Here is a 21,261-nt window from a genome sequence, read left to right as displayed (position 1 = left end):
CGTGACGATCATGGTCCGGCAGCAGCATCGCCGGGCCATTAATAGAGAGCCGCGAGCACGCGGTTGTTTTCCGGCCGACCCCGCGTCGGCCGTTTTATGGGGAGTTCACAGTGAATCCGGTCAAAGTAGGCATCTGTGGGTTAGGGACCGTCGGTGGCGGTACCTTCAACGTACTTCAGCGCAACGCCGAGGAAATCGCTCGTCGTGCCGGGCGTGGAATCGAAGTGGCACAAATTGCCATGCGCACGCCAAAGCCTCAGTTCCAGACGACCGGTATTGCGATTACCAACGATGTCTTCGAAGTGGCCACGAACCCTGAGATCGACATCGTCATAGAGCTGATGGGCGGCTACACCGTTGCCCGCGAGCTGGTACTCAAGGCCATCGAGAATGGCAAGCATGTGGTCACCGCGAACAAGGCTCTGATTGCCGTTCACGGTAATGAAATTTTCGCCAAGGCACGCGAGAAAGGCGTGATCGTGGCGTTCGAAGCGGCCGTGGCCGGTGGCATTCCGGTGATCAAGGCGATCCGTGAAGGCCTGTCCGCCAACCGCATCAACTGGGTCGCCGGGATCATCAACGGCACCGGTAACTTCATCCTCACCGAAATGCGCGAGAAGGGCCGTACCTTCGAAGACGTGTTGGCCGAAGCTCAGGCACTGGGTTACGCCGAAGCCGATCCGACTTTCGACGTTGAGGGCATCGACGCCGCGCACAAGCTGACGATCCTGGCCTCCATCGCGTTCGGCATTCCGCTGCAGTTCGACAAGGCTTACACCGAAGGCATCACCAAGTTGACCACCGCTGACGTGAATTACGCCGAAGCGCTGGGCTATCGGATCAAGCACCTCGGTGTGGCGCGCAGCACCGCCGCCGGTATCGAGTTGCGCGTACACCCGACGCTGATCCCGGCCGATCGTCTGATCGCCAACGTCAACGGCGTGATGAACGCGGTGATGGTAAACGGTGACGCCGCCGGTTCGACGCTGTTCTACGGTGCTGGCGCCGGCATGGAGCCAACCGCTTCGTCGGTGATCGCCGACCTGGTCGATGTGGTTCGCGCCATGACCTCCGACCCGGAAAACCGTGTACCGCACCTGGCCTTCCAGCCGGATTCGCTGTCGGCCCATCCGATCCTGCCGATCGAAGCCTGCGAAAGCGCTTACTACCTGCGCATTCAGGCCAAGGACCATCCGGGCGTTCTCGCTCAGGTGGCGAGCATCCTCTCGGAGCGCGGCATCAACATCGAGTCGATCATGCAGAAGGAAGTCGAGGAACACGACGGTCTGGTACCGATGATCCTGCTGACCCACCGTGTGGTCGAGCAGCGCATCAACGACGCCATCGCCGCCCTCGAAGCGCTGGCCGGCGTCAACGGTCCGGTTGTGCGGATCCGCGTCGAGCACCTGAACTAAGTTGTTGTCCTGCACCGGCCCCGTGAACGGGGCCGTTGTTGTGAACACTCTCCATTGGAGTCAGTCATGCGTTACATCAGTACCCGCGGCCAGGCACCGGCCCTGAATTTCGAAGACGTCCTGCTGGCCGGTCTCGCCACCGATGGCGGTCTGTACGTTCCGGAAAACCTGCCACGTTTCACCCAGGAAGAGATCGCTTCCTGGACCGGCCTGCCGTATCACGAACTGGCCTTCCGGGTCATGCGCCCGTTCGTCACCGGCAGCATTCCGGACGCCGATTTCAAAAAGATTCTCGAAGAAACCTACGGCGTGTTCTCGCACAACGCCGTGGCGCCGCTGCGTCAGCTGAATGGCAATGAATGGGTGCTGGAGCTGTTCCATGGCCCAACCCTGGCGTTCAAGGACTTCGCTCTGCAACTGCTCGGTCGCTTGCTCGACTACGTGCTGGAAAAACGCGGCGAGCGCGTCGTCATCGTTGGCGCCACCTCCGGTGATACCGGTTCGGCCGCCATCGAAGGCTGCAAGCACTGCGAAAACGTCGACATCTTCATCCTGCACCCGCACAACCGCGTGTCCGAAGTGCAGCGTCGTCAGATGACCACGATCTTCGGCGAGAACATCCACAACATCGCCATCGAAGGCAACTTCGATGACTGCCAGGAAATGGTCAAGGCGAGCTTCGCCGACCAGAGCTTCCTCAAAGGCACGCGTCTGGTGGCGGTGAACTCGATCAACTGGGCGCGGATCATGGCCCAGATCGTCTACTACTTCCACGCCGCCCTGCAGTTGGGCGGTCCGGCGCGTTCGGTGTCGTTCTCGGTGCCGACCGGCAACTTCGGCGATATCTTCGCCGGTTACCTGGCACGCAACATGGGCCTGCCGATCAACCAGTTGATCGTCGCCACCAATCGCAACGACATTCTGCACCGCTTCATGAGCGGCAATCAGTACGTCAAGGACACCCTGCACGCCACGCTGTCGCCGTCGATGGACATCATGGTTTCGTCGAACTTCGAACGCCTGCTGTTCGACCTGCACGGTCGCAACGGCGCAGCAATCGCCGGTCTGATGGATTCGTTCAAGCAGGGCGGCGGTTTCAGCGTCGAGCAAGAGCGCTGGACTGAAGCGCGCAAACTGTTCGACTCGCTGGCCGTAGACGATGCGCAGACTTGCGAGACCATCGCCGAAGTCTACGAGCAGACCGGCGAAGTGCTGGATCCGCACACCGCCATCGGCGTCAAAGCTGCGCGCGAATGTCGTCGCAGCCTGGACATTCCAATGGTCATCCTCGGTACCGCGCACCCGGTAAAATTCCCGGATGCGGTGGAGAAAGCCGGTGTAGGAAAAGCGCTCGAGCTACCTGCACATCTTTCTGATTTGTTTGAGCGAAACGAGCGCTGCACCGTTTTGCCAAACGAGCTGAAAGCCGTGCAAGCCTTTGTCAGCCAGCATGGCAACCGCGGCAAGCCGCTTTGAGCCATTGAAAGCTGTCACATTTTGAAGCCCGTCTCCTGACGGGCTTTTTTGTTTCTGCTGCCACACTGCTCGGGTTTTCACCCATGAAGGACGGGTGAGTCGATCACGAAGGAAGTGGCAATGCTGTTTTATAGAGGTTTGAAACCGGCACTGGGTGTATTGTTTTTGTTCGGATTGTTGGCGTTGATGCGCTGCAGCATGGCGGCGCAATTGGCGCTGCACGCTGATGCCGTGACGTCCAGAGTCCAGCCCATCGAACTGGCTCCACACGAGCGTCAATGGATTCGCGACAACCCCAAGGTGACGGTGACGTCGGTGCAGTATCCGTTGTATCTGTTTCAGGATGAGCACGGGCAGTGGAGCGGCTTGAACAACGACGTGCTCAAGCGCATAACGGCGATGACCGGGCTGCAGTTTGAGCATCAGGAGTCGTTCTCAACGGATCACATGCTCGAGCGCCTGGAGAGCGCAGCGGCCGATATCAGTACAACCTTGGCCATGAGCGAGGAGCGCAAGGCATTCCTCGATTACAGCCACGCGTTCGGTGGCGCGGGCTGGGTGTTTGTCGGCCGCGCCGACGCACCTCGGCTGGATGCTTTCGAGCAGTTGAGTAAACGGGTGCTGGTGCTGCCGGCCCGGCATGCGCTGGAGGACATGATCAGGCGTGACTTTCCTTCGATCGAGATTCGCTCGGTCAAGACCTACGCCGAAGCACGGGCACTGGTCGAAAGTGGCGATGCCTACGCCACTATCGAAAACGAAATCGGCGCACAGCTTTACCCGCTGGGTTTGCTCAAGGTCGGTGGTCTGGTCGAAGGCAAATGGGAAGCGGATAACCTGGCCGTACGCAAAGGCATGCCAGTGCTTCTGAGTATTCTCAACAAGGCCCTTGAAGCGTTTCCCGCAGCCGAACTGCGGGCGATCCGCCTGAAATGGCTGGAAGGTATTGCACCGGCGCCCGTGCCTTCAGTCTGGCAGCAAATGCTTGAATGGGGTTGCTGGGGCATGGTCGGGCTTGGCGTGTTCGGCCTGCTGTCGCTGATATGGAATCGGCGTCTGGCCGCCGTGATCAAACTGCGGCGCGCGGCGGAAAAGGATCTCGGCGATCAACTGGCATTTCAGCATGCGTTGATCGACTCCATGCCGGATCCGGTGTTTGTCCGTGATCTTCAAGGGCGACTGATCATGTGCAATCGTAGCTATGAGGAGGCCCTGTCGGTTCGACTGGATCAGGTGCTGGGGCGCTTGCTGATCGAGGTCAACGCGCTGCCCGAAGCGACGGCGCTGATGTTGCACGATGAATTCATGGTGCAGTTGCGCACGCGCAAATCGCGTTTCAGCAAACGGCGATTGCAGTTCAAGAGTGGCCCCCGTGAGGTCTATCAGTGGACGGTGCCGTTTTACAGCGCCGACGGCAAACTGCGGGGGCTTTTGGGCGGTTGGACAGACATCACTCAGCGCCGTACAGAGAGCGGGTGTCGATGTCTGCAATGAAGATGGGAAATGTCCTATAAGACGCGACTACTTTTCCGATGGGAGGCTTAGGACGGCTGCCCTAGAGTGACAACAAGTGCGGTGAGAGTCCGCGATTGTCGCTCCAGAGGTCGCTTATGCGCTCGCTTAAAGTCCTGATACTTGAACCCAATCCGTTCCAGCTGATGGCATTGCATCAAATGCTCAATGCCATTGGCATCTACGACGTACTGACGGCGCCGTCGCTGGCTTCGGCGTTGTCTTCGCTGGACCATCGCGGTGCGGTCGACATCGCCATTTGCGATCCGCAACTCAAGGGCGGCGATGGCCTGGCACTGATCCATCATCTGGCGGTTCAGCATGAGGCGCGTGCGCTGATCCTGCTGGGAACGGTGGCCTCGAGCTTGCTGAACGATCTCGAACCCTTGCTGTGCGAACACCACTTGCGGCTGTTGGGGCGCCTGCAAACGCCGGTGTCGGCGGTGTTGATGCGCGGTTTGCTCGACAGTTACCTGATCGCTGCTTCGCCACCCGTGCGGGGTTGACCGGGACGGTTATTTTTCTGTCATCTTCGCCGTGCATGCTCTGACAGACCGGTGACACTCCAGAAACGGGGTAGTCGGTATGCAGAACTTTCTTCTCGGGCCGGTGGTCATTTATTGTGAACACGCCCCAGGCACACAGTTTTCGGACTATTGAGTGGAGATCGAGATGGAAAGTATCAGTCTATTGCTCGGTGAGGCTCTGAGCCCGTATCAGGTTTCGTTGTCTCCAAACGGTTCCCATGGCGAATGCCTGGTGACCTTGAAGAACAGCAGCGGCGCCATTGTGGTGGAACGCGAATTCAATCAGGCACAACTGAGCGACAAGCGCCAACTGACCGATGTCGTTGACGGTTTGCACCGCGACGTTCTGATTGCTGAAGGACGGCTGGAACCGTGTGTGATCGCGGCATTGCGCAACGCAGCACTGGACAAACGTGCGGCGTTGTAAAGATGAAATATTTTTTGTGGGAACCTTCCTGCATCCCTGTCAGTCAGACCCCATAACAGCAGGATCAAGCATTGTGCTCCGGTGCTTGTCGCTTGCTGCTACGGGTCTTTATGTAGGCCACGTTTAACCCCGAGTCGTCTCCCCACTTCTCGGGGTTTCTTTTGTCCGGCGTTTGCCTATTGCGCTGCCTGGTGCTCGAAAAATGTGCGGGCTTCTTCGAGATAATCCTCACGTCGGTCGGTGTCCAGCCAGGCGGCATAGAGCTGATTGAGATGGTCATGGGGCAGGGTGCGCAGCAGTTGGTTGATCTCGCTGATGGCCTGACGTCCCTGGGTGGTGTCGGAACACGCCACGTAGCCTGAGAGATATTTTCCCGTGCCGCGAATCGGATAAAACTCCAGCTCATCCTCGGCGATCTGCGCCTGCCTGGCCTGATAGCGGATTTCCGGCCAGTAACCCAGCACCACCTGCAACCGGCCCAGACGCTGCATCGACAGCAGATTGGTCAGCGCATCGTTACCGTAATGGGGCGTCAGTGCGCCGCTGGGGGCCTGATGCAGAATGTTGTCGATAAATTCGCCATAACTGCGCTCAGCGACCACGCCGACTTTTCTGTCGGTGGCGGCCAGCAACGCCGACAGGTCGACTTCGCCGTCCACCAGATAAGGTTCAAGGACCGAGCGATCTTGCTGGCGCACCACCAGGCCGTTGCTCACGGCGCGAATCGCCGGGATCGAATACGCCACCCACTGTGCGCGCTCTTTGTTCCACAGCAGCGCGGGGTCACAGGCAAACGGGTTTTCATGGAGCATCTGCAAACCACGGGCGCGATTGACCCGCATCAGCGTGTGTTCGTACTGCGGCATGCCGGCGATCAGCAACGGCATCAGTTGATCGATCACACCCTGGCCCTTTTTCGGGCCTTCGAAAATGGTCAGTGGCGGCAGGTCACGCAGCAACCAGATCAGCGTCGGTTTCGCCTGCGCGGCAGTCGACAGCATGAGCAAAAACAACAGGCCGAACAGCCGCCACGTCCACCAGTGATGGGCGCGGTTGGTGTGCGATGTATGCCGGTGTTTCAGCTTAAATGGCTCCGTCTTCGCGCAACTTGGCGATCTGTCTCTCGTCGTAGCCAAGGTCGTGAAGTACCTGCGCATTGTGTTCACCCAGTTGCGGTCCGACCCATTCTGAACTGCCCGGTGTCTCAGAGAGTTTCGGCACAATGCCAGGCATCTTGAAGTCTTTGCCGTCAGGCAGCTTGGCGTGCAGGAACATCTCTCGGGCCAGGTACTGCGGATCGTTGAACATGTCCTCGGCGCTGAAGATCCGGCTGGCCGGCACCTCGGCCTGATTGAGCAGGTCGAGCACGCTTTGCAGCGGCAGCGAATTGACCCAGCGATCGATCACGCCGTACAGCTCGTCGCGGCGATTGTCGCGGCCATCGTTGCTCGCCAGTGTCGGATCGTTGGCCAGGTCTTCACGGCCGATGATCAGCATGAAGCGTTTGAAGATCGCGTCACCATTGGCGCCGATCTGCACGTGCTTGCCGTCGGCGCTGGTGTGAATAGAAGAGGGTGTAATGCCCGGCATGATGTTGCCGGTGCGCTCGCGGATAAAGCCGAACACGTCGAACTCCGGCACCATGCTTTCCATCATCGCAAAAATGGCTTCATACAACGCCACATCGACAACCTGACCGGTGCCACCGTTGACTTCGCGATGACGCAGCGCCATCAGTGCGCCGATCACACCCCACAGTGCGGCAATCGAATCGCCGATGGAAATCCCGGTACGCACCGGTGGCCGGTCCTCGAAACCGGTGATGTAACGCAAACCGCCCATGGACTCGCCGACCGCGCCGAAGCCCGGTTGATCTTTCATCGGCCCGGTCTGACCGAAACCGGACAGCCGGACCATCACCAGTTTCGGGTTCAAGGCGTGCAGGGTTTCCCAGCTCAGGCCAAGCTTTTCCAGTACGCCGGGGCGGAAGTTCTCGATGAGGATGTCGGCTTCACTGAGGAGTTTTTTCAGGATCGCCAGACCTTCAGGGTGTTTGAGGTTCAGCGTCAGTGATTTCTTGTTGCGCGCCTGGACGAACCACCACAGCGACGTGCCTTCGTACAGTTTTCGCCATTTGCGCAAGGGATCACCGCCGTCGGGCGATTCGATCTTGATCACTTCGGCACCGAACTCGCCGCAAATGCGCGAGGCAAAAGGCCCGGCAATCAATGTACCCAATTCAATGACTTTCAGACCCGAGAGCGGTTTGCTGGTGAACGGCATGCGAAATCCTGTAGGACAAAGGCTGAGCAGATACAGCGTTTTAACATAGCCGGCTGTCAGACGCCGCAGCTTGATCGCCATCAATTCGATGATTGCCTACCGCATCGGTTAGACTTGCCGACTTTCCTCGTATCAAGAAGCCCGTTCATGGCCCAGCCGTCCACTACCTATAAATTTGAACTGAACCTCACCGACCTCGACCGCAGTGTCTACGAGAGCGTCAAGCAGACCATCGCCCGTCACCCTTCGGAAACCGAAGAGCGCATGACCGTGCGACTGCTGGCCTACGCTCTCTGGTACAACGAGCAGTTGTCGTTCGGCCGTGGTCTGTCAGACGTGGATGAACCTGCGCTGTGGGAAAAGAGCCTGGATGACCGTGTTCTGCACTGGATCGAAGTCGGCCAGCCAGACGCCGACCGTCTGACCTGGTGCTCGCGTCGCACCGAGCGCACCAGCCTGCTGGCCTACGGCAGCCTGCGTGTCTGGGAAACCAAGGTGATCCCGGCGATCAAGAACCTGAAAAACGTCAACATCGCTGCTGTCCCGCAAGAAGTGCTGGAAACCCTGGCCAAGGACATGCCCCGCGTTATCAAGTGGGACGTGATGATCAGCGAAGGGACGATCTTCGTCACCGACGACCGTGGTCAGCACGAAGTCCAGTTGCAATGGCTGCAAGGTGAGCGCGGCTGATCCCGCGTCACCACCGGAATAATCCCACGTAATCAAGAGAAGTCTCCGTCACCCCATGCGTATCGAACCTCGTCAACTGCCTGCCACTCTGCCTTTTCTCGGTGATCTGCCGCCGCTGTTGACCCGCTTGTACGCGGCGCGGGGCGTGCAGTCCGAGGCAGAGCTGGACAAGAGCCTGGCGCGGTTGATCCCGTTCCAGCAACTCAAAGGCATAGACGCAGCGGTAGACCTGCTGGTGACGGCGCTGGAACAACGTCAGCGCATCCTCATCGTCGGCGACTTCGATGCGGACGGCGCGACGGCCAGCACTGTCGGCATGCTCGGTTTGCGCTTGCTCGGTGCGGCGCACGTCGATTATCTGGTGCCGAACCGTTTCGAGTATGGCTACGGCCTGACCCCGGAAATCGTCGAAGTTGCGCTGACCCGCGAGCCGCAATTGCTGATCACCGTCGACAACGGCATCTCCAGCGTCGAAGGCGTGGCAGCAGCCAAGCGTGCGGGTCTGAAGGTCTTGATCACCGACCACCACTTGCCCGGTGATGAGCTGCCGCAGGCCGATGCGCTGGTCAATCCGAACCAGCCCGGTTGCGAATTCCCGAGCAAGGCACTGGCCGGCGTCGGGGTGATTTTTTACGTGTTGATGGCGTTGCGCGCGCGTTTGCGCAGCCTCGGCTGGTACGAGAACAAGCCGCAGCCGAACATCGGTGAACTGCTTGATCTGGTAGCGCTGGGCAGCGTTGCCGACGTGGTGCCGCTGGATGCCAATAACCGGATTCTGGTGCATCAAGGGTTGGAACGAATTCGCGCCGGTCGCGCACGGCCGGGGATCAAAGCGATCCTTGAAGTGGCCAAGCGTGACGCTGCACGCATTACTTCCACGGATCTCGGCTTCATCGTCGGCCCGCGCCTCAACGCCGCCGGGCGTCTGGATGATATGAGTCTGGGCATCGAATGCCTGCTCACCGCCGACGCCAACCTGGCCCGGGAAATGGCCGCACAACTGGACGGCATGAATCAGGATCGCAAATCTATCGAGCAGGGCATGCAGCGTGAAGCGCTGGCGCAGCTCAAGGACTTGCCGGTGGAGTCGATGCCGTTTGGCCTGTGCCTGTTCGATCCGGAATGGCACCAGGGCGTGATCGGGATTCTCGCGTCGCGGATGAAAGAGCGTTACTTCCGTCCGACCATTGCTTTTGCTGATGCCGGTGATGGTTTGCTAAAAGGTTCGGGCCGTTCGGTGCAGGGCTTCCACATTCGTGATGCCTTGAGTGTGGTGGCGGCGCAGCATCCGAACCTGATCGCCAAGTACGGCGGCCACGCAATGGCCGCCGGTCTGACCTTGCCGCAGGAGAATTTTCCGCTTTTTGCCGAGGCCTTTGACGCTGAAGTGCGTAGGCAACTTCGCGAGGAAGACCTGACCGGGCGCATGCTGTCGGACGGCACACTGGCGGTGGAAGAATTCCACCTCGAACTGGCTCGCGCCTTGCGCCATGCCGGGCCTTGGGGGCAGCACTTCCCGGAGCCGCTGTTTCATGGCGTGTTCCAGTTGGTCGAGCAGCGCGTGGTCGGTGAACGTCATCTGAAAGTGGTGCTGAAGAGTGAATGTGGCTCGGTGAAGCTGGATGGCATCGCGTTTGGTATCGACCGGGATATCTGGCCGAATCCGACGATTCAGTGGGTTGAGCTGGCTTACAAGCTCGACGTTAATGAGTTTCGGGGTAATGAGACTGTTCAGTTGATGATTGCCCACATCGAACCGCGCTGAAGATCAAAAGATCGCAGCCTGCGGCAGCTCCTACATGGGAATGCGGTTTCCTGTAGGCGCTGCCGAAGGTTTGGGCCGCGATCGGACGATCTTTTCTTGAATTTCCCGCGATCCCCCGTTGTCGACTAGGCTCTAAGCACTGCTTGATTGGCCTTGTGACGTCTTGTCGAATTTTTTGCCCGCGGGGGCGGGTGCTGTGCCTTTTTCCTGTCACTCGTCGACTATTCAAACAGAACCCTGGAGCCTGCCCACTGATTTGAGAGGTGCCCCATGAGTCTGCTGCTTGAACCCTTCACCTTGCGACAACTGACACTCCCGAACCGCATCGCCGTATCGCCGATGTGCCAGTACTCCAGCGTCGACGGCCTGGCCAACGACTGGCATCTGGTGCACCTCGGCAGCCGCGCCGTGGGCGGTGCCGGCCTGGTCTTCACCGAAGCCACGGCCATTACCGCCGACGGGCGGATCACCGCCGAAGACCTGGGCCTGTGGAACGACGAACAAATCGAACCGCTGCAACGCATTACCCGATTCATCACGTCGCAAGGCGCAGTCGCCGGCATTCAATTGGCCCACGCCGGGCGCAAGGCCAGCACCCATCGGCCGTGGATCGGCAAGCATGGCAGCGTCAAACCGGAAGATGGCGGCTGGACGCCGGTCGGGCCGTCGCCGATTGCTTTCGATCCGCAGCACACGCAACCGAAACAGCTGGATGAGGGGCAGATTGCCGACGTCATTCAGGCGTTTGTCGATGCTGCCAAACGTGCTTTGACGGCTGGTTTCAGTGTGGTTGAGGTGCATGCGGCGCATGGTTATCTGCTGCATCAGTTTCTCTCGCCGCTGAGCAATCAGCGTCGTGATCAATACGGTGGTTCGTTTGAGAACCGTATTCGTCTGGTGCTGCAAGTTACCGAGGCGGTGAGGGCGGTCTGGCCTGAGGAATTGCCGGTGTTTGTCCGCGTGTCGGCGACTGACTGGGTGGAAGACGGCTGGAATCCGGACGAAACCGTGGAGCTGGCGCGACGCCTGCACACCCTTGGCGCGGATCTGATCGACGTGTCGTCGGGCGGGACAGCAGCCAACGCTGAAATTCCGGTGGGGCCGGGTTATCAGACGCGTTTCGCCGAGCGTGTGCGCAAGGAGTCAGGCATCGCCACCGGCACTGTGGGAATGATTACCGAGCCGGCGCAGGCTGAGCACATTCTGCGCACCTGTCAGGCCGACATCATCTTCCTCGCCCGCGAGCTGCTGCGTGATCCGTACTGGCCGCTGCACGCGGACGATGATCTGGGTGGGCGCAAAGCGGTGTGGCCGGCGCAGTACCAGCGTGCGACTCATCGGGATCAGCCGATTCATGAGTCTGATCTGCGCGATTGAGTCAGTCGCGGTAAAGCAAAAAGCCCCGGTCAGTGATGGCCGGGGCTTTGTTTTGTCTGATGATCTTTTGTTGAAATACTGCCGTCATCGCTGGCAAGCCAGCTCCCACAGGTTTGGCGTCGTACATAAAAATTGTGATCAACACCAAACACTGTGGGAGCTGGCTTGCCAGCGATGAGGCCCGTGCAGGCGCCTCAAATCATCAAGGGTACTTACGCTTGTCCGGCGCCGGCGGGAAGTACTGGTACAGCCAGGTCTCGCTCAACGTTCGGTCATTGGTGCGAATGAACAAGCGCAGCTCCACCGGCTCCACGCTGTCATTGGTCGGGTACCAGTCGAACAGAATCCGGTAACCCTTGATGTCATCCAGCACCAGCACGCTGAAGTCCTGCACCTTGCCGTTCGAGCAGGTCACCACCGGCTCGATCCCGGTGCCCTGCGGCAGACGATCCAGACCACCACCGGTGAAGTCCACGGCAAAGCGACGGGCCCAAACCGGCGGATAATGCTCGCCCGGTGCCCAGCCCTCAACGAAACCGCCCATGCCGGAACGGGTCGCGTGCACCCGTGCCAACGGCGTACCCACTGGCGGTAATGCGCTCCAGTAAAGCTTGTAGCCATAGTTCAGCGAATCGCCGGCAGCCACCGGTTTTTTCGGTGTCCAGAACGCCACGATGTTATCGAGGGTCTCGCCGGTGGTAGGGATTTCCAGCAGATCGATAGAGCCTTCACCCCACGCCGTGGTCGGTTCTACCCACAGGCTCGGGCGCTTGCTGTACCAGTCGACGGTGTCCTGGTAGTTGGCGAACTCGTGGTCGGTCTGCACCAGACCGAAACCTTTCGGATCGGTGTCGGCAAACGCGTTGAACTGCAGAGTCGCCGGGTTGTTCAGCGGACGGCAGATCCACTCGCCGTTGCCGCGCCACATCGCCAGACGATCCGAGTCGTGGATCTGCGGGTGGATGGTGTCGCACATGCGGCGCTCGTGGGTGCCGCAACTGAACATACTGGTCATCGGCGAGATGCCCAATTGCTCGATCGCCGTGCGCGCATTGATGTGCGCATCGACTTCCATTACCACGCGCTCGGCCTGGCAATCGATGTCGAAACGGTAAGCGCCAGTGGCACTCGGCGAGTCGAGCAGGGCATACACCACAAATCGGGTGGCGTTCTTGTCCGGGGTCTCGAACCAGAACTTGGTGAAGTCAGGGAATTCTTCGCGTTTTTTCGCGTAAGTGTCGATCGCCAGGCCGCGCGCCGAGAGGCCATATTGGCCAGTGGCGTCTACCGCACGGAAATAGCTGGCACCGAGGAACGACAACACATCGTGACGATCCAGCTCTGGCGCTTTGAACAGCTTGAAGCCGGCAAAACCGAGGTCACCCTTGAGCTGCTGGGTGTCGACTGACGTGTTTTCATAGTTGAACAGTGCCGGGCGGAAATGCACCTCGCGGGCAGTGCGCGTCTTGGCGTCGACGCTGTACATGCGCACCGGCTGACGGAACCCCATGCCGACATGGAAGAACTGCACGTCCAGTTGGCCCTTGTTTTCCTTCCACAGCGAATGCTCGCCGTCGTAGCGGATCGCGTTGAAGTTCTGCGGGGTCATGGTCGCCAGGGTTGGCGGCAGCACCTGTTTGGTGTCCTGATAGGCGCTGCCAGCCAGTTGCTTGGCCTGGCGCTTCAGCGCTTCGAAGTCGAAGGCCTGCGCCTCGCCATCGGCGGCGCCGCCATTGGCCGCCCACGCACGGCTGGCCAGCAGGCCAGTGGCCGAAAGACCGGTGTAAGCCGCAATGGCCATGGACGCTTTGAGCAAATTCCTGCGGTGCATAAATACAACCTGTCGTGTGCAATCCCGCGCCGTTCCTGGCACGTGCTGGATCAGAAATAACGGTTCGGACAAGCCTTCGGCCAAACGCAACGGACTATTAACAGATGCCCGCTAGCTTAAACGGTTCGCTCGCAATGCAAAATTCGTTGATTCACCGCGCCAGTGTGTCAATGAAACAAGACATGTCGGTTAAATATCTGACAGGGCATTCTGATTTACACGGCATATCTGCTTTTTTCGACTAATTACTCTAAAAACCGCTTTTCAGCGCCGATTTAATTTCTATTCTATGGGCATGACCGGTGCTGACCGGTAGGGCACACGGCGCTGCTGTAAGGGGCAGGGCGATGTGGTGGTTTAGCAATTCTTTGAAGTATTGAAGGACATCGTCCATGGCAAAAATACAAGGTATCACCGACATGCTGGGCATCTTTCCCTGCCTCGGCAGCGGCCGCAAAAGGCGTCGGCTCAGCTCTGACGAAGTGAAACTGGTGGAGCGATATCGGGAGCTTTCGGAGAACGACCGGATTGCGATGCGGTACCTGGTGGATGCGATGCGGAGTGTTTCGCGGTTTTAACGCTGGGGTGGGCACCGGGAAAGCCATTTGGCTTTTACGCTGGCCAGGTCAATCAAATTGCCTGCGTCGGCATCGTCGATGCCGACGGCAATGGCTTTCTGAAGCTCGGCACTGTCGTTTAGTTTCAGGTAAGAGATCGCAAAGCTTTCATCGCAGGGAATGACTTCCTCAATCTGAGGAAATTTGAGAACAGTTCTACTCATCTGAATTCAACTCGCTAGAGGGGACACGCTAAACCTGTGGCGAGGGAGCTAGCTTCCTCGCCACAGGTTTTTTGTTTATGAGCCTTAGCTGCAAGTGGCCAGAACCGGATACGGCCGTTGGCCGTGCATTAACTCCGGCACATCCCGCCATTTGACCCACGCCTGCTGTTGCCAGTGCAGCAACGGCACGGTGACGCCTGCCCAATGCATCGAACTCACGCTGGGGTGGTTTTTCACAGAGCTTGAATGGGTTTCGCGCAGCATCGGGATGACTTCATGGCTCGGCCATTGGCGCAGGTGTCGGTTTTCCGGGACGAAGTGATGGACGAGCAGGGCGAACAGGCCGGATTCGCTGACCATCGCGCAATCGATGATTTCGCCGTCCCGACGCAGAAGGACATGGCGACGCTGGTCGGGATCGAGTTTCAGAGTAAGGCGTTCGTTCAGCGGATAGCCCATCAAGCGACCGAGATCCTGAACACAGAACCAGGTTTCGTGATCTTGCATGAAGGCGTGGAGGAAACGGTTGTGGCGGGTGAAGACGACGGGGGTGAAGAAAGCGGAGCTTTCAGAAGGAATTTGTACATGGTTAGGCATTTGTCGACTCCAATATCGAGAATAGAGCCGCCACTCAAATGAGTGCGGTCACGCCGTTTTGATATTTACTCCGGCTCCGACACCGGGCCGCTGATTTCGCTGCCGAGAGAAAGCCTATCGGCTAGCCACCTACTACGCCAAGTCGGCTCTATCGATACCTTCTGTAGGAAAGAGGATTTATCTCTGAGGGTCGTATCTGTAGGAAATGCCTGTTTTTGCATAGGTGCCAGCGAGCCCGCCCCTAACCAGTGTTTTTTCCGTTATTTGTTTGAATCTTGCGCATCGCTGCAGATGCTCGGCCCTTGGTTTCAGGGCTCAAAGGATTGTTAGGAATAACGGAGAATTCAATGAAGGTGTCTCTCAAGCAGATCAACGGCCCTTGGGATCAGGGCTGGGTGCTGGACAAACACATGGTAAGTAGTACCTTTCTTGGCAACGATGATCGCGGACACCCATGCTTCGATAATCAGCGCACTGAGATTGGCGAGGCGACCTACCGGCTCAAATACCAGAAGGACTGGACTCAGGTCAGCCCACTTGCTCAGGCAGTAGCGACAAATGTCTTCCCAAAACTGGATCAGGTCGGGTTTGTAGTGCCTATGCCTGCTTCAAATATTCGTCAGCGACAACCGGTAACTGAGGTTGCCCAGGCGTTGGGACGAATTATCGGTCGGCCGGTTTTCTCGGATTTGCTTCGAAAAGCGACCACGGGAAAGTCGCTCAAGGATTTGCATTCGAAAGCAGACAAGGTTGCTGCGATTGGAGACAGTTTCAGCGTCAATGATGAAATCACCACTGATGGGCGCTGGAATGTTTTGGTTGTAGATGATTTGTTTGATAGCGGGGCGTCCATGGACGCGGCCTGCGCTGTTTTGCGTAAATATCCGAAGGTAGGGAAAATTTACGTCGCAGCGCTAACTTGGAAGTGAATTCAATGACGACTGTATTTATTGCCGGCTCTATCAACATCAAGAACCTTGATCCGAAGGTTAAAGAGCGCATCAATAATATCGTAGCGTCAGATTTTGAGGTGGTGGTGGGTGATGCTGGGGGCGCCGATACCTCCATTCAGGAGTACCTGCTGAGTCTCGAACGATCCAGAACCACGGTGTTCTGCAGCGGTTCGGCGCCGAGGAACAACCTAGGGCACTGGCCCGCCAGAACAGTCGACTCCAAGCATTCCAAAGGGTCGAGAGCTTTCTTCACCGAGAAAGACGTCGTCATGGCCGAAGCGGCTGACTACGGCTTGATGATCTGGGATGCAAAGAGCACCGGTACGCTCAGCAACGTCATTGAATTGTTGTCGAGAAAGAAGAAGTCGCTTGTTTTCGTCAACAAGGAAAAGCAATTCAAAGTAGTCGGAGACGTTAGTCAGCTCGAAGAGTTGATTGCATTCATGTCCGATCACGCCAAGCAAAAAGCCAATGAAAAAATCAAACTGTTCGACCGTATTTCCCTGTTGAAGCACGATCAGGCAGAGCTTTCTTTTTGATGATGTTTCACGGCTTGCCTGAACCCCGGCACCTTGTCGGTGCCGGGATCACAGGCTCTTAGCGACTCACCTTCCACGCATCCCCAGCCGGCGCCTTGCCATGGTCATACGGCTTGCCAATCCACATGTAAACCAAGCCCAACCCAATCACGATCGCAGTACTCAACACCATCGCATAGTTCACATACCAAGCCGCATCCGGCGTACGTGGCCAGGCCATGTTGATGATTGCGCCAACGCCGTACACCAGCGCGCCGATGTTCACCGGCCAGCCCCACGCGCCGAGGGTGAATTTGCCGCTCGGTTTCCAGCCTTTGCTGCGGGCGTACAGTGCGGCCAGGACGATCATCTGGAATGCGAGGTAGATGCCGATGGCGGCGAAGCTGACGATGGTGGCCACGGCGTCTTGCAGGAAGAAGCCGAGGGCGATGATCAGGGCGGGCAGGACGCCGGACACGAACAGTGCGGCAACCGGTACTTGGGTGGTAGGAGAAATCTTTTTCAGCAGTCGGCTGCCGATGACCATTTCATCGCGAGCGTAGGAGTACAGCAGACGGCTTGCCGCTGCTTGTAGGCTGATGACGCAGGAGATGAAGGAAATCATTACCACGCCCATCACCACTTTCGAACCGACCGGGCCGAAGGCGTTGTTGAGGATGGTGGTGACCGGGTCTTTGTCGGTGCCGTTGATCACCGCTTGCATGTCCGGCACAGCGAGGATCAGCGCCAGGCAGGCGAACATCGCCGCGATGCCGCCGATGTAGATGGTCATGCGCATGGCCACCGGGATTTTTGCGCTCGGGTTCGGGGTTTCTTCGGCGACGTCGCCGCAGGCCTCGAAGCCGTAGTAGAGGAACATCCCCGCCAACGACGCGGTGAGGAACGCCGGCAGGTATGAGCCGTCGACGCTGATGTCGAAGGTGTTGAACAGCACGCTCAGCGGTTGATGGCGTTCGAACACCAACAAGTAAACACCAACGATCACTGCGCCGACCAGTTCGCACAGAAAGCCGAACATGGCGATGCGCGCCAGCACTTTGGTGCCGCTGAGGTTGACCAGTGTGGCGAACAGGGTCAGCACCAGGGCGATGACGATGTTGGTGTTGTTGCTCGGCTCAAAACCGAGCATGGCGGCCAGGTATGGGCCAGCGCCGACCGCAACGGCAGCGATGGTGACGCAGAGGGCGATGGAGTAGATCCAGCCGACCATCCATGCCCATTTTTTACCGACCAATCGGCGTGCCCAAGGGTAAACACCGCCGGAAATCGGGAACTGCGAAACCACTTCGCCGAAGATCAGGCACACCAGCAATTGGCCGCAACCGACCAGCAAGTAGGCCCAGAACATCGGTGGGCCGCCGGCGGCGAGGCACAGGCCGAAGAGGGTATAAACCCCTACGACCGGTGACAGATAAGTGAAGCCCAAGGCGAAGTTTTCCCACAGGCTCATGCTGCGGTTGAAGTTCGAGGTGTAGCCCAGTTTGCGCAGTTGTTCGGCATCGCTGTCGGCAACGGCTGTGGCGAGATCGGGTGAGGAACTCATGTGTGTTTTGCTCCGTGAAATCGGCAGATTTCGGATGGCCGAAGCCGTGGCGAGGCTTTGCAGGCGCCGCCCGGTTCGGTAGTTATTGTTTTGGTTTCGGTGAAGCCTGGTGGTGGATCGCCGACATCGTCCGTGTGTCGCGGAAAAGATCGCAGCCTGCGGCAGCTCCTACAGAAGAGCGGCGTCCATCATGTAGGAGCTGCCGCAGGCTGCGATCTTTTCGCTGTTAATGCTTGAACATCACATGCCGAACCGTGGTGTAGTCCTCCAGCCCATACATGGACATGTCTTTCCCGTAGCCGGACAATTTCTGACCGCCATGGGGCATTTCGCTGACGAGCATGAAGTGCGTGTTCACCCACGTGCAGCCGTACTGCAAACGCGCCGACATGCGATGCGCGCGTCCGACATCTGCCGTCCACACGGAGGAGGCGAGGCCGTAATCCGAGTCGTTGGCCCATTCCAGCGCCTGCGCTTCATCGGTGAACTTGGTCACCGAAACCACCGGCCCAAACACTTCGCGACGGACAATCTCGTCGTCCTGCTGCGCATCGGCCAAAACGGTTGGTTCAAAGAAGAACCCGTTACCGTCGACAGCCTTGCCACCAGTGATCAAACGAATGTGCGACTGCGCCACGGCACGCTCGACAAACCCGGCAACACGGTCGCGATGTTGTGCAGTGATCAACGGCCCCAGTTCGGTCGACGGATCATCCTGCAAGCCGTACTTGATGCTGCTGACCGCCGCGCCAAGCTTCTCGACGAACTTGTCGTAGATGCCCTGCTGCGCGTAGATCCGGCACGCGGCGGTGCAGTCCTGCCCGGCGTTGTAAAAACCAAAGGTACGAATGCCTTCCACCGCCGCGCCGATATCGGCGTCATCGAAGATGATTACCGGCGCCTTACCGCCCAGTTCCATATGCATGCGTTTGACGCTGTCGGCAGTGCTGGAAATGATATTGGCGCCCGTGGCGATGGAGCCGGTCAGCGAAACCATGCGCACTTTCGGGTGTGTGACCAACGGACTGCCTACGGTAGGCCCACGACCAAACACCAGATTGAGTACGCCAGCCGGGAAGATTTCCGACGCCAGTTCGGCCAGACGCAACGCGGTCAGCGGGGTTTGCTCCGACGGCTTGAGCACCACGGTATTACCGGCGGCCAATGCTGGAGCGATTTTCCAGGCGACCATCATCAGCGGGTAGTTCCACGGCGCGATGGAGGCGATCACGCCGACCGGATCGCGGCGGATCATTGAGGTGTGGCCGGGCAGGTATTCGCCAGCGGCCGAACCGCTCATGCAACGGCTGGCGCCGGCGAAGAAACGGAACACGTCGGCAATCGCCGGAATCTCGTCGTTGAGCGCGGCGCTGTAGGGTTTGCCGCAGTTGTCGGATTCCAGTTTGGCCAGCTCCTCGCCGTGGGCTTCGATGGCGTCGGCGAGTTTGAGCAGCAGCAGCGAGCGGTCTTTCGGCGTGGTTTGCGACCACTCGGCGAAGGCGTTATCGGCGGCGCGCACGGCGGCATCGACCTGGGCTTCAGTGGCTTCGTTGATTTCTACCAGGACTTCGCCGAGCGAGGGATTGAGCACTGGTTGCGCCGGGCCTTCGCCGTTGACCAGTTGGCCGTTGATCAAGAGTTTGGTTTGCATCGTTCTGTCCTCTTCGAATCTATTATTTTTCTGCCGAAACCGGATTAAAAACTGTGGGAGCGAGCCTGCTCGCGAAAGCGGTGTATCAGTCGACATCAATGTTGGATGTGACGGCCTCTTCGCGAGCAGGCTCGCTCCCACAAGGGGATTTTTGGTGTCTGTTGAATATTTATTTACCGCCGCTGCCGGCGACGCTCTCGCCACCACGCGTCAGGTAATACGCGCCGAGGATTGGCAGCATCGTCACCATCATCACCAGCATGGCGACGACGTTGGTCACCGGTACATCCCGTGGCCGGCTCAGTTGGTTAAGTAGCCACAACGGCAACGTGCGTTCATGCCCGGCGGTGAACGTGGTGACGATGATTTCGTCGAACGACAGCGCAAACGCCAACATGCCGCCGGCCAGCAACGCCGAGCCGAGGTTGGGCAGGATGATGTAGCGAAAGGTCTGCCAGCCATCGGCGCCGAGATCCATCGAGGCCTCGATCAAACTGTGCGAAGTACGGCGCAGGCGGGCGATGACGTTGTTGTAGACGATCACCACACAGAAGGTCGCGTGACCGACGATGATGGTGAACATCCCCGGCTCGATCCCCAGCGTCTTGAACGTCGCCAACAGTGCGATCCCGGTGATGATCCCCGGCAGCGCAATCGGCAAAATCAGCATCAGCGAGATGCCTTGTTTGCCGAAGAAATCCCGGCGGTACAACGCTGCTGAAGCCAAGGTGCCGAGGACCATCGCAATCAACGTGGCGATGGCTGCGATCTGCAACGAAAGCTTGATCGCCTCCAGAACATCCGGCCGCGAAAACGCCACGCTGAACCAGTGCAGCGTGAAGCCCTTCGGCGGAAAGCTGAACGCGGCTTCTTCAGTGTTGAAGGCGTAAAGGAAGATGATCAGGATCGGGAAGTGCAGAAACACCAGCCCGCCCCAGGCTGCGATTCGTAGCCCGATTGAAGCCCTTTCAGAGCGCATCGAAGGCCCCCAGTCTTTTGACGATGGACAGGTAAACCGCGATCAACACAATCGGCACCAACGTAAACGCGGCGGCCATCGGCATATTGCCGATCGCACCTTGCTGCGCGTACACCATGCTGCCGACGAAGTAACCTGGCGGCCCGACCAGTTGCGGCACGATGAAGTCGCCCAAGGTCAGCGAAAACGTGAAGATCGAACCGGCGGCGATGCCCGGAATCGACAGCGGCAAAATCACCTGCATAAACGTCTGACGCGGCTTGGCCCCAAGGTCAGCGGAGGCCTGCAACAGCGACGGCGGCAGACGTTCCAACGACGCCTGAATCGGCAGAATCATGAACGGCAGCCAGATATAAACGAACACCATGAACCGCCCCAGATGCGAGGTCGACAAGGTGCTACCGCCCACCCCGGGAATCCCCAGAATGAACTGCAATACCGGCTCCAATCCCAAGTGCTGCACGAACCACTGCGCCACGCCGCCCTTGGCCAGCAGCAACGTCCACGCATACGCCTTGACGATGTAACTGGCCCACATCGGCATCATCACTGCGATGTAGAAAAACGCCTTGGTTTTGCCCGTGGTGTAGCGCGCCATGTAGTATGCAATCGGGAACGCAACGATGGCGCTGGCGATCGACACGACGATGGCCATGCTCAGCGTGCGCAGGATGATGTCGAAGTTCGACGGCTGAAACAGCGCGGCAAAATTCGCCAGGGTCAGGTCCGGCGTGACCGCCATGGTGAAGTCGTCGAAGGTGTAGAAACCCTGCCACAACAGCACCAGCAGCGAGCCGAGGTAGATCGCGCCAAACCACAGCAGTGGCGGCACCAGCAGCATCGACAGATACAGGTTCGGCTTGCGGTAGAGCAGGTTGGAAAACCGGCGCAACGGCGGCGATGCAGTCATCGCGA

General features: G+C 58.7%; 20 protein-coding genes. 11 read left to right on the top strand and 9 right to left on the bottom strand.

The window, feature by feature from the left end; translation table 11 throughout:
* The first annotated feature begins 110 nt into the window (after positions 1-110).
* The 5 genes from CKW38_RS09325 (at position 111) to CKW38_RS09305 (ending at position 5,357) form a co-directional block, all read left to right on the top strand.
* The gene (locus tag CKW38_RS09325; protein ID WP_007908972.1) at positions 111-1,415 is read left to right on the top strand and encodes a homoserine dehydrogenase; all 1,305 of its coding nucleotides are present in this window, start codon (positions 111-113) and stop codon (positions 1,413-1,415) included.
* Positions 1,416-1,481: 66 nt separating this feature from the next.
* Positions 1,482-2,891 (top strand): threonine synthase, encoded by a 1,410-nt coding sequence (thrC, locus tag CKW38_RS09320; RefSeq protein ID WP_095112565.1) that lies wholly within the window; start codon positions 1,482-1,484, stop codon positions 2,889-2,891.
* Between the two features lie 120 nt (positions 2,892-3,011).
* On the top strand, positions 3,012-4,385 hold the full coding sequence (locus CKW38_RS09315) for a transporter substrate-binding domain-containing protein (RefSeq protein ID WP_095112563.1): 1,374 nt from the start codon (positions 3,012-3,014) through the stop codon (positions 4,383-4,385).
* A 116-nt stretch (positions 4,386-4,501) separates the two neighbouring features.
* Entirely contained in the window at positions 4,502-4,909 is a 408-nt protein-coding gene (locus CKW38_RS09310; RefSeq protein WP_007908966.1) for a response regulator, read from the top strand.
* Between the two features lie 166 nt (positions 4,910-5,075).
* Positions 5,076-5,357, top strand: a complete 282-nt coding sequence (locus CKW38_RS09305) for a DUF3509 domain-containing protein (RefSeq protein ID WP_007908964.1) — start codon at positions 5,076-5,078, stop codon at positions 5,355-5,357.
* A gap of 176 nt (positions 5,358-5,533) precedes the next feature.
* On the opposite strand, the gene CKW38_RS09300 is transcribed toward CKW38_RS09305, so the two are convergent.
* Both CKW38_RS09300 and CKW38_RS09295 read right to left on the bottom strand, forming a co-directional pair.
* On the bottom strand, positions 5,534-6,358 hold the full coding sequence (locus CKW38_RS09300) for a TIGR02285 family protein (protein WP_095112562.1): 825 nt from the start codon (positions 6,356-6,358) through the stop codon (positions 5,534-5,536).
* Positions 6,359-6,440: 82 nt separating this feature from the next.
* Positions 6,441-7,640, bottom strand: a complete 1,200-nt coding sequence (locus tag CKW38_RS09295) for a CaiB/BaiF CoA-transferase family protein (RefSeq protein ID WP_007908962.1) — start codon at positions 7,638-7,640, stop codon at positions 6,441-6,443.
* 147 nt (positions 7,641-7,787) lie between these two features.
* Between CKW38_RS09295 and CKW38_RS09290 the strand changes: the two genes are divergently transcribed.
* The 3 genes from CKW38_RS09290 to CKW38_RS09280 all read left to right on the top strand — a co-directional run bounded on the left by CKW38_RS09290 (position 7,788) and on the right by CKW38_RS09280 (position 11,472).
* Positions 7,788-8,330 carry a YaeQ family protein gene (locus CKW38_RS09290; protein WP_007908961.1) on the top strand — a complete coding sequence of 181 codons (543 nt, stop codon included), beginning with the start codon at positions 7,788-7,790 and terminating at the stop codon, positions 8,328-8,330.
* A 55-nt stretch (positions 8,331-8,385) separates the two neighbouring features.
* Positions 8,386-10,095, top strand: a complete 1,710-nt coding sequence (recJ, locus tag CKW38_RS09285; RefSeq protein WP_007908960.1) for a single-stranded-DNA-specific exonuclease RecJ — start codon at positions 8,386-8,388, stop codon at positions 10,093-10,095.
* A gap of 270 nt (positions 10,096-10,365) precedes the next feature.
* Positions 10,366-11,472 (top strand): NADH:flavin oxidoreductase/NADH oxidase, encoded by a 1,107-nt coding sequence (locus CKW38_RS09280; RefSeq protein ID WP_095112560.1) that lies wholly within the window; start codon positions 10,366-10,368, stop codon positions 11,470-11,472.
* Positions 11,473-11,674: 202 nt separating this feature from the next.
* On the opposite strand, the gene CKW38_RS09275 is transcribed toward CKW38_RS09280, so the two are convergent.
* Positions 11,675-13,303: a glucan biosynthesis protein D gene (locus CKW38_RS09275; protein ID WP_034154835.1), complete on the bottom strand. Its 1,629-nt coding sequence runs from the start codon at positions 13,301-13,303 to the stop codon at positions 11,675-11,677.
* Between the two features lie 392 nt (positions 13,304-13,695).
* Between CKW38_RS09275 and CKW38_RS09270 the strand changes: the two genes are divergently transcribed.
* Entirely contained in the window at positions 13,696-13,881 is a 186-nt protein-coding gene (locus tag CKW38_RS09270) for a hypothetical protein (protein ID WP_007908956.1), read from the top strand.
* Here the strand turns inward: CKW38_RS09270 and CKW38_RS09265 are convergent.
* The gene (locus CKW38_RS09265; RefSeq protein WP_007908954.1) at positions 13,878-14,084 is read right to left on the bottom strand and encodes a hypothetical protein; all 207 of its coding nucleotides are present in this window, start codon (positions 14,082-14,084) and stop codon (positions 13,878-13,880) included. The two genes, CKW38_RS09270 and CKW38_RS09265, sit on opposite strands and share 4 nt — an antisense overlap.
* An 84-nt stretch (positions 14,085-14,168) precedes the next feature.
* On the bottom strand, positions 14,169-14,681 hold the full coding sequence (locus CKW38_RS09260; protein WP_095112558.1) for a Bro-N domain-containing protein: 513 nt from the start codon (positions 14,679-14,681) through the stop codon (positions 14,169-14,171).
* A 347-nt stretch (positions 14,682-15,028) separates the two neighbouring features.
* Between CKW38_RS09260 and CKW38_RS09255 the strand changes: the two genes are divergently transcribed.
* Both CKW38_RS09255 and CKW38_RS09250 read left to right on the top strand, forming a co-directional pair.
* Positions 15,029-15,610 (top strand): ComF family protein, encoded by a 582-nt coding sequence (locus tag CKW38_RS09255; protein WP_007908952.1) that lies wholly within the window; start codon positions 15,029-15,031, stop codon positions 15,608-15,610.
* Positions 15,611-15,615: 5 nt separating this feature from the next.
* Positions 15,616-16,173, top strand: coding sequence for a hypothetical protein (locus tag CKW38_RS09250; RefSeq protein ID WP_007908951.1), 558 nt, complete (start codon positions 15,616-15,618; stop codon positions 16,171-16,173).
* Positions 16,174-16,231: 58 nt separating this feature from the next.
* Here CKW38_RS09250 and CKW38_RS09245 read toward each other — a convergent pair whose 3' ends face one another.
* From CKW38_RS09245 to CKW38_RS09230, 4 genes are all read right to left on the bottom strand, one after another.
* Positions 16,232-17,716, bottom strand: coding sequence for an APC family permease (locus CKW38_RS09245; RefSeq protein ID WP_007908950.1), 1,485 nt, complete (start codon positions 17,714-17,716; stop codon positions 16,232-16,234).
* Positions 17,717-17,942: 226 nt separating this feature from the next.
* Entirely contained in the window at positions 17,943-19,367 is a 1,425-nt protein-coding gene (locus tag CKW38_RS09240; RefSeq protein WP_095112556.1) for a gamma-aminobutyraldehyde dehydrogenase, read from the bottom strand.
* A 169-nt stretch (positions 19,368-19,536) separates the two neighbouring features.
* A complete protein-coding gene (locus CKW38_RS09235; protein WP_007908948.1) occupies positions 19,537-20,346 on the bottom strand; it encodes an ABC transporter permease in 810 nt (269 codons plus the stop codon).
* The gene (locus tag CKW38_RS09230; RefSeq protein ID WP_007908947.1) at positions 20,336-21,256 is read right to left on the bottom strand and encodes an ABC transporter permease; all 921 of its coding nucleotides are present in this window, start codon (positions 21,254-21,256) and stop codon (positions 20,336-20,338) included. Before CKW38_RS09230 ends, CKW38_RS09235 begins: the two co-directional genes overlap by 11 nt.
* Between the last annotated feature and the right edge of the window lie 5 nt (positions 21,257-21,261).

It is taken from the genome of Pseudomonas sp. Irchel 3H7, from assembly GCF_900187605.1.
Taxonomy (GTDB): Bacteria; Pseudomonadota; Gammaproteobacteria; order Pseudomonadales; family Pseudomonadaceae; genus Aquipseudomonas.
This window is presented reverse-complemented; position numbering and strand designations above follow the sequence as displayed.

Excerpts from the sequence above, each read along its gene's own strand:
- thrC (WP_095112565.1), top strand. The coding sequence starts at position 1,482 with ATGCGTTACATCAGTACCCGCGGCCAGGCACCGGCCCTGAATTTCGAA.
- CKW38_RS09315 (WP_095112563.1), top strand. The coding sequence starts at position 3,012 with ATGCTGTTTTATAGAGGTTTGAAACCGGCACTGGGTGTATTGTTTTTG.
- CKW38_RS09310 (WP_007908966.1), top strand. The coding sequence starts at position 4,502 with ATGCGCTCGCTTAAAGTCCTGATACTTGAACCCAATCCGTTCCAGCTG.
- CKW38_RS09305 (WP_007908964.1), top strand. The coding sequence starts at position 5,076 with ATGGAAAGTATCAGTCTATTGCTCGGTGAGGCTCTGAGCCCGTATCAG.
- CKW38_RS09300 (WP_095112562.1), bottom strand. The coding sequence starts at position 6,358 with ATGCTGTCGACTGCCGCGCAGGCGAAACCGACGCTGATCTGGTTGCTG.
- CKW38_RS09295 (WP_007908962.1), bottom strand. The coding sequence starts at position 7,640 with ATGCCGTTCACCAGCAAACCGCTCTCGGGTCTGAAAGTCATTGAATTG.
- CKW38_RS09290 (WP_007908961.1), top strand. The coding sequence starts at position 7,788 with ATGGCCCAGCCGTCCACTACCTATAAATTTGAACTGAACCTCACCGAC.
- recJ (WP_007908960.1), top strand. The coding sequence starts at position 8,386 with ATGCGTATCGAACCTCGTCAACTGCCTGCCACTCTGCCTTTTCTCGGT.
- CKW38_RS09280 (WP_095112560.1), top strand. The coding sequence starts at position 10,366 with ATGAGTCTGCTGCTTGAACCCTTCACCTTGCGACAACTGACACTCCCG.
- CKW38_RS09275 (WP_034154835.1), bottom strand. The coding sequence starts at position 13,303 with ATGCACCGCAGGAATTTGCTCAAAGCGTCCATGGCCATTGCGGCTTAC.
- CKW38_RS09270 (WP_007908956.1), top strand. The coding sequence starts at position 13,696 with ATGGCAAAAATACAAGGTATCACCGACATGCTGGGCATCTTTCCCTGC.
- CKW38_RS09265 (WP_007908954.1), bottom strand. The coding sequence starts at position 14,084 with ATGAGTAGAACTGTTCTCAAATTTCCTCAGATTGAGGAAGTCATTCCC.
- CKW38_RS09260 (WP_095112558.1), bottom strand. The coding sequence starts at position 14,681 with ATGCCTAACCATGTACAAATTCCTTCTGAAAGCTCCGCTTTCTTCACC.
- CKW38_RS09255 (WP_007908952.1), top strand. The coding sequence starts at position 15,029 with ATGAAGGTGTCTCTCAAGCAGATCAACGGCCCTTGGGATCAGGGCTGG.
- CKW38_RS09250 (WP_007908951.1), top strand. The coding sequence starts at position 15,616 with ATGACGACTGTATTTATTGCCGGCTCTATCAACATCAAGAACCTTGAT.
- CKW38_RS09245 (WP_007908950.1), bottom strand. The coding sequence starts at position 17,716 with ATGAGTTCCTCACCCGATCTCGCCACAGCCGTTGCCGACAGCGATGCC.
- CKW38_RS09240 (WP_095112556.1), bottom strand. The coding sequence starts at position 19,367 with ATGCAAACCAAACTCTTGATCAACGGCCAACTGGTCAACGGCGAAGGC.
- CKW38_RS09235 (WP_007908948.1), bottom strand. The coding sequence starts at position 20,346 with ATGCGCTCTGAAAGGGCTTCAATCGGGCTACGAATCGCAGCCTGGGGC.
- CKW38_RS09230 (WP_007908947.1), bottom strand. The coding sequence starts at position 21,256 with ATGACTGCATCGCCGCCGTTGCGCCGGTTTTCCAACCTGCTCTACCGC.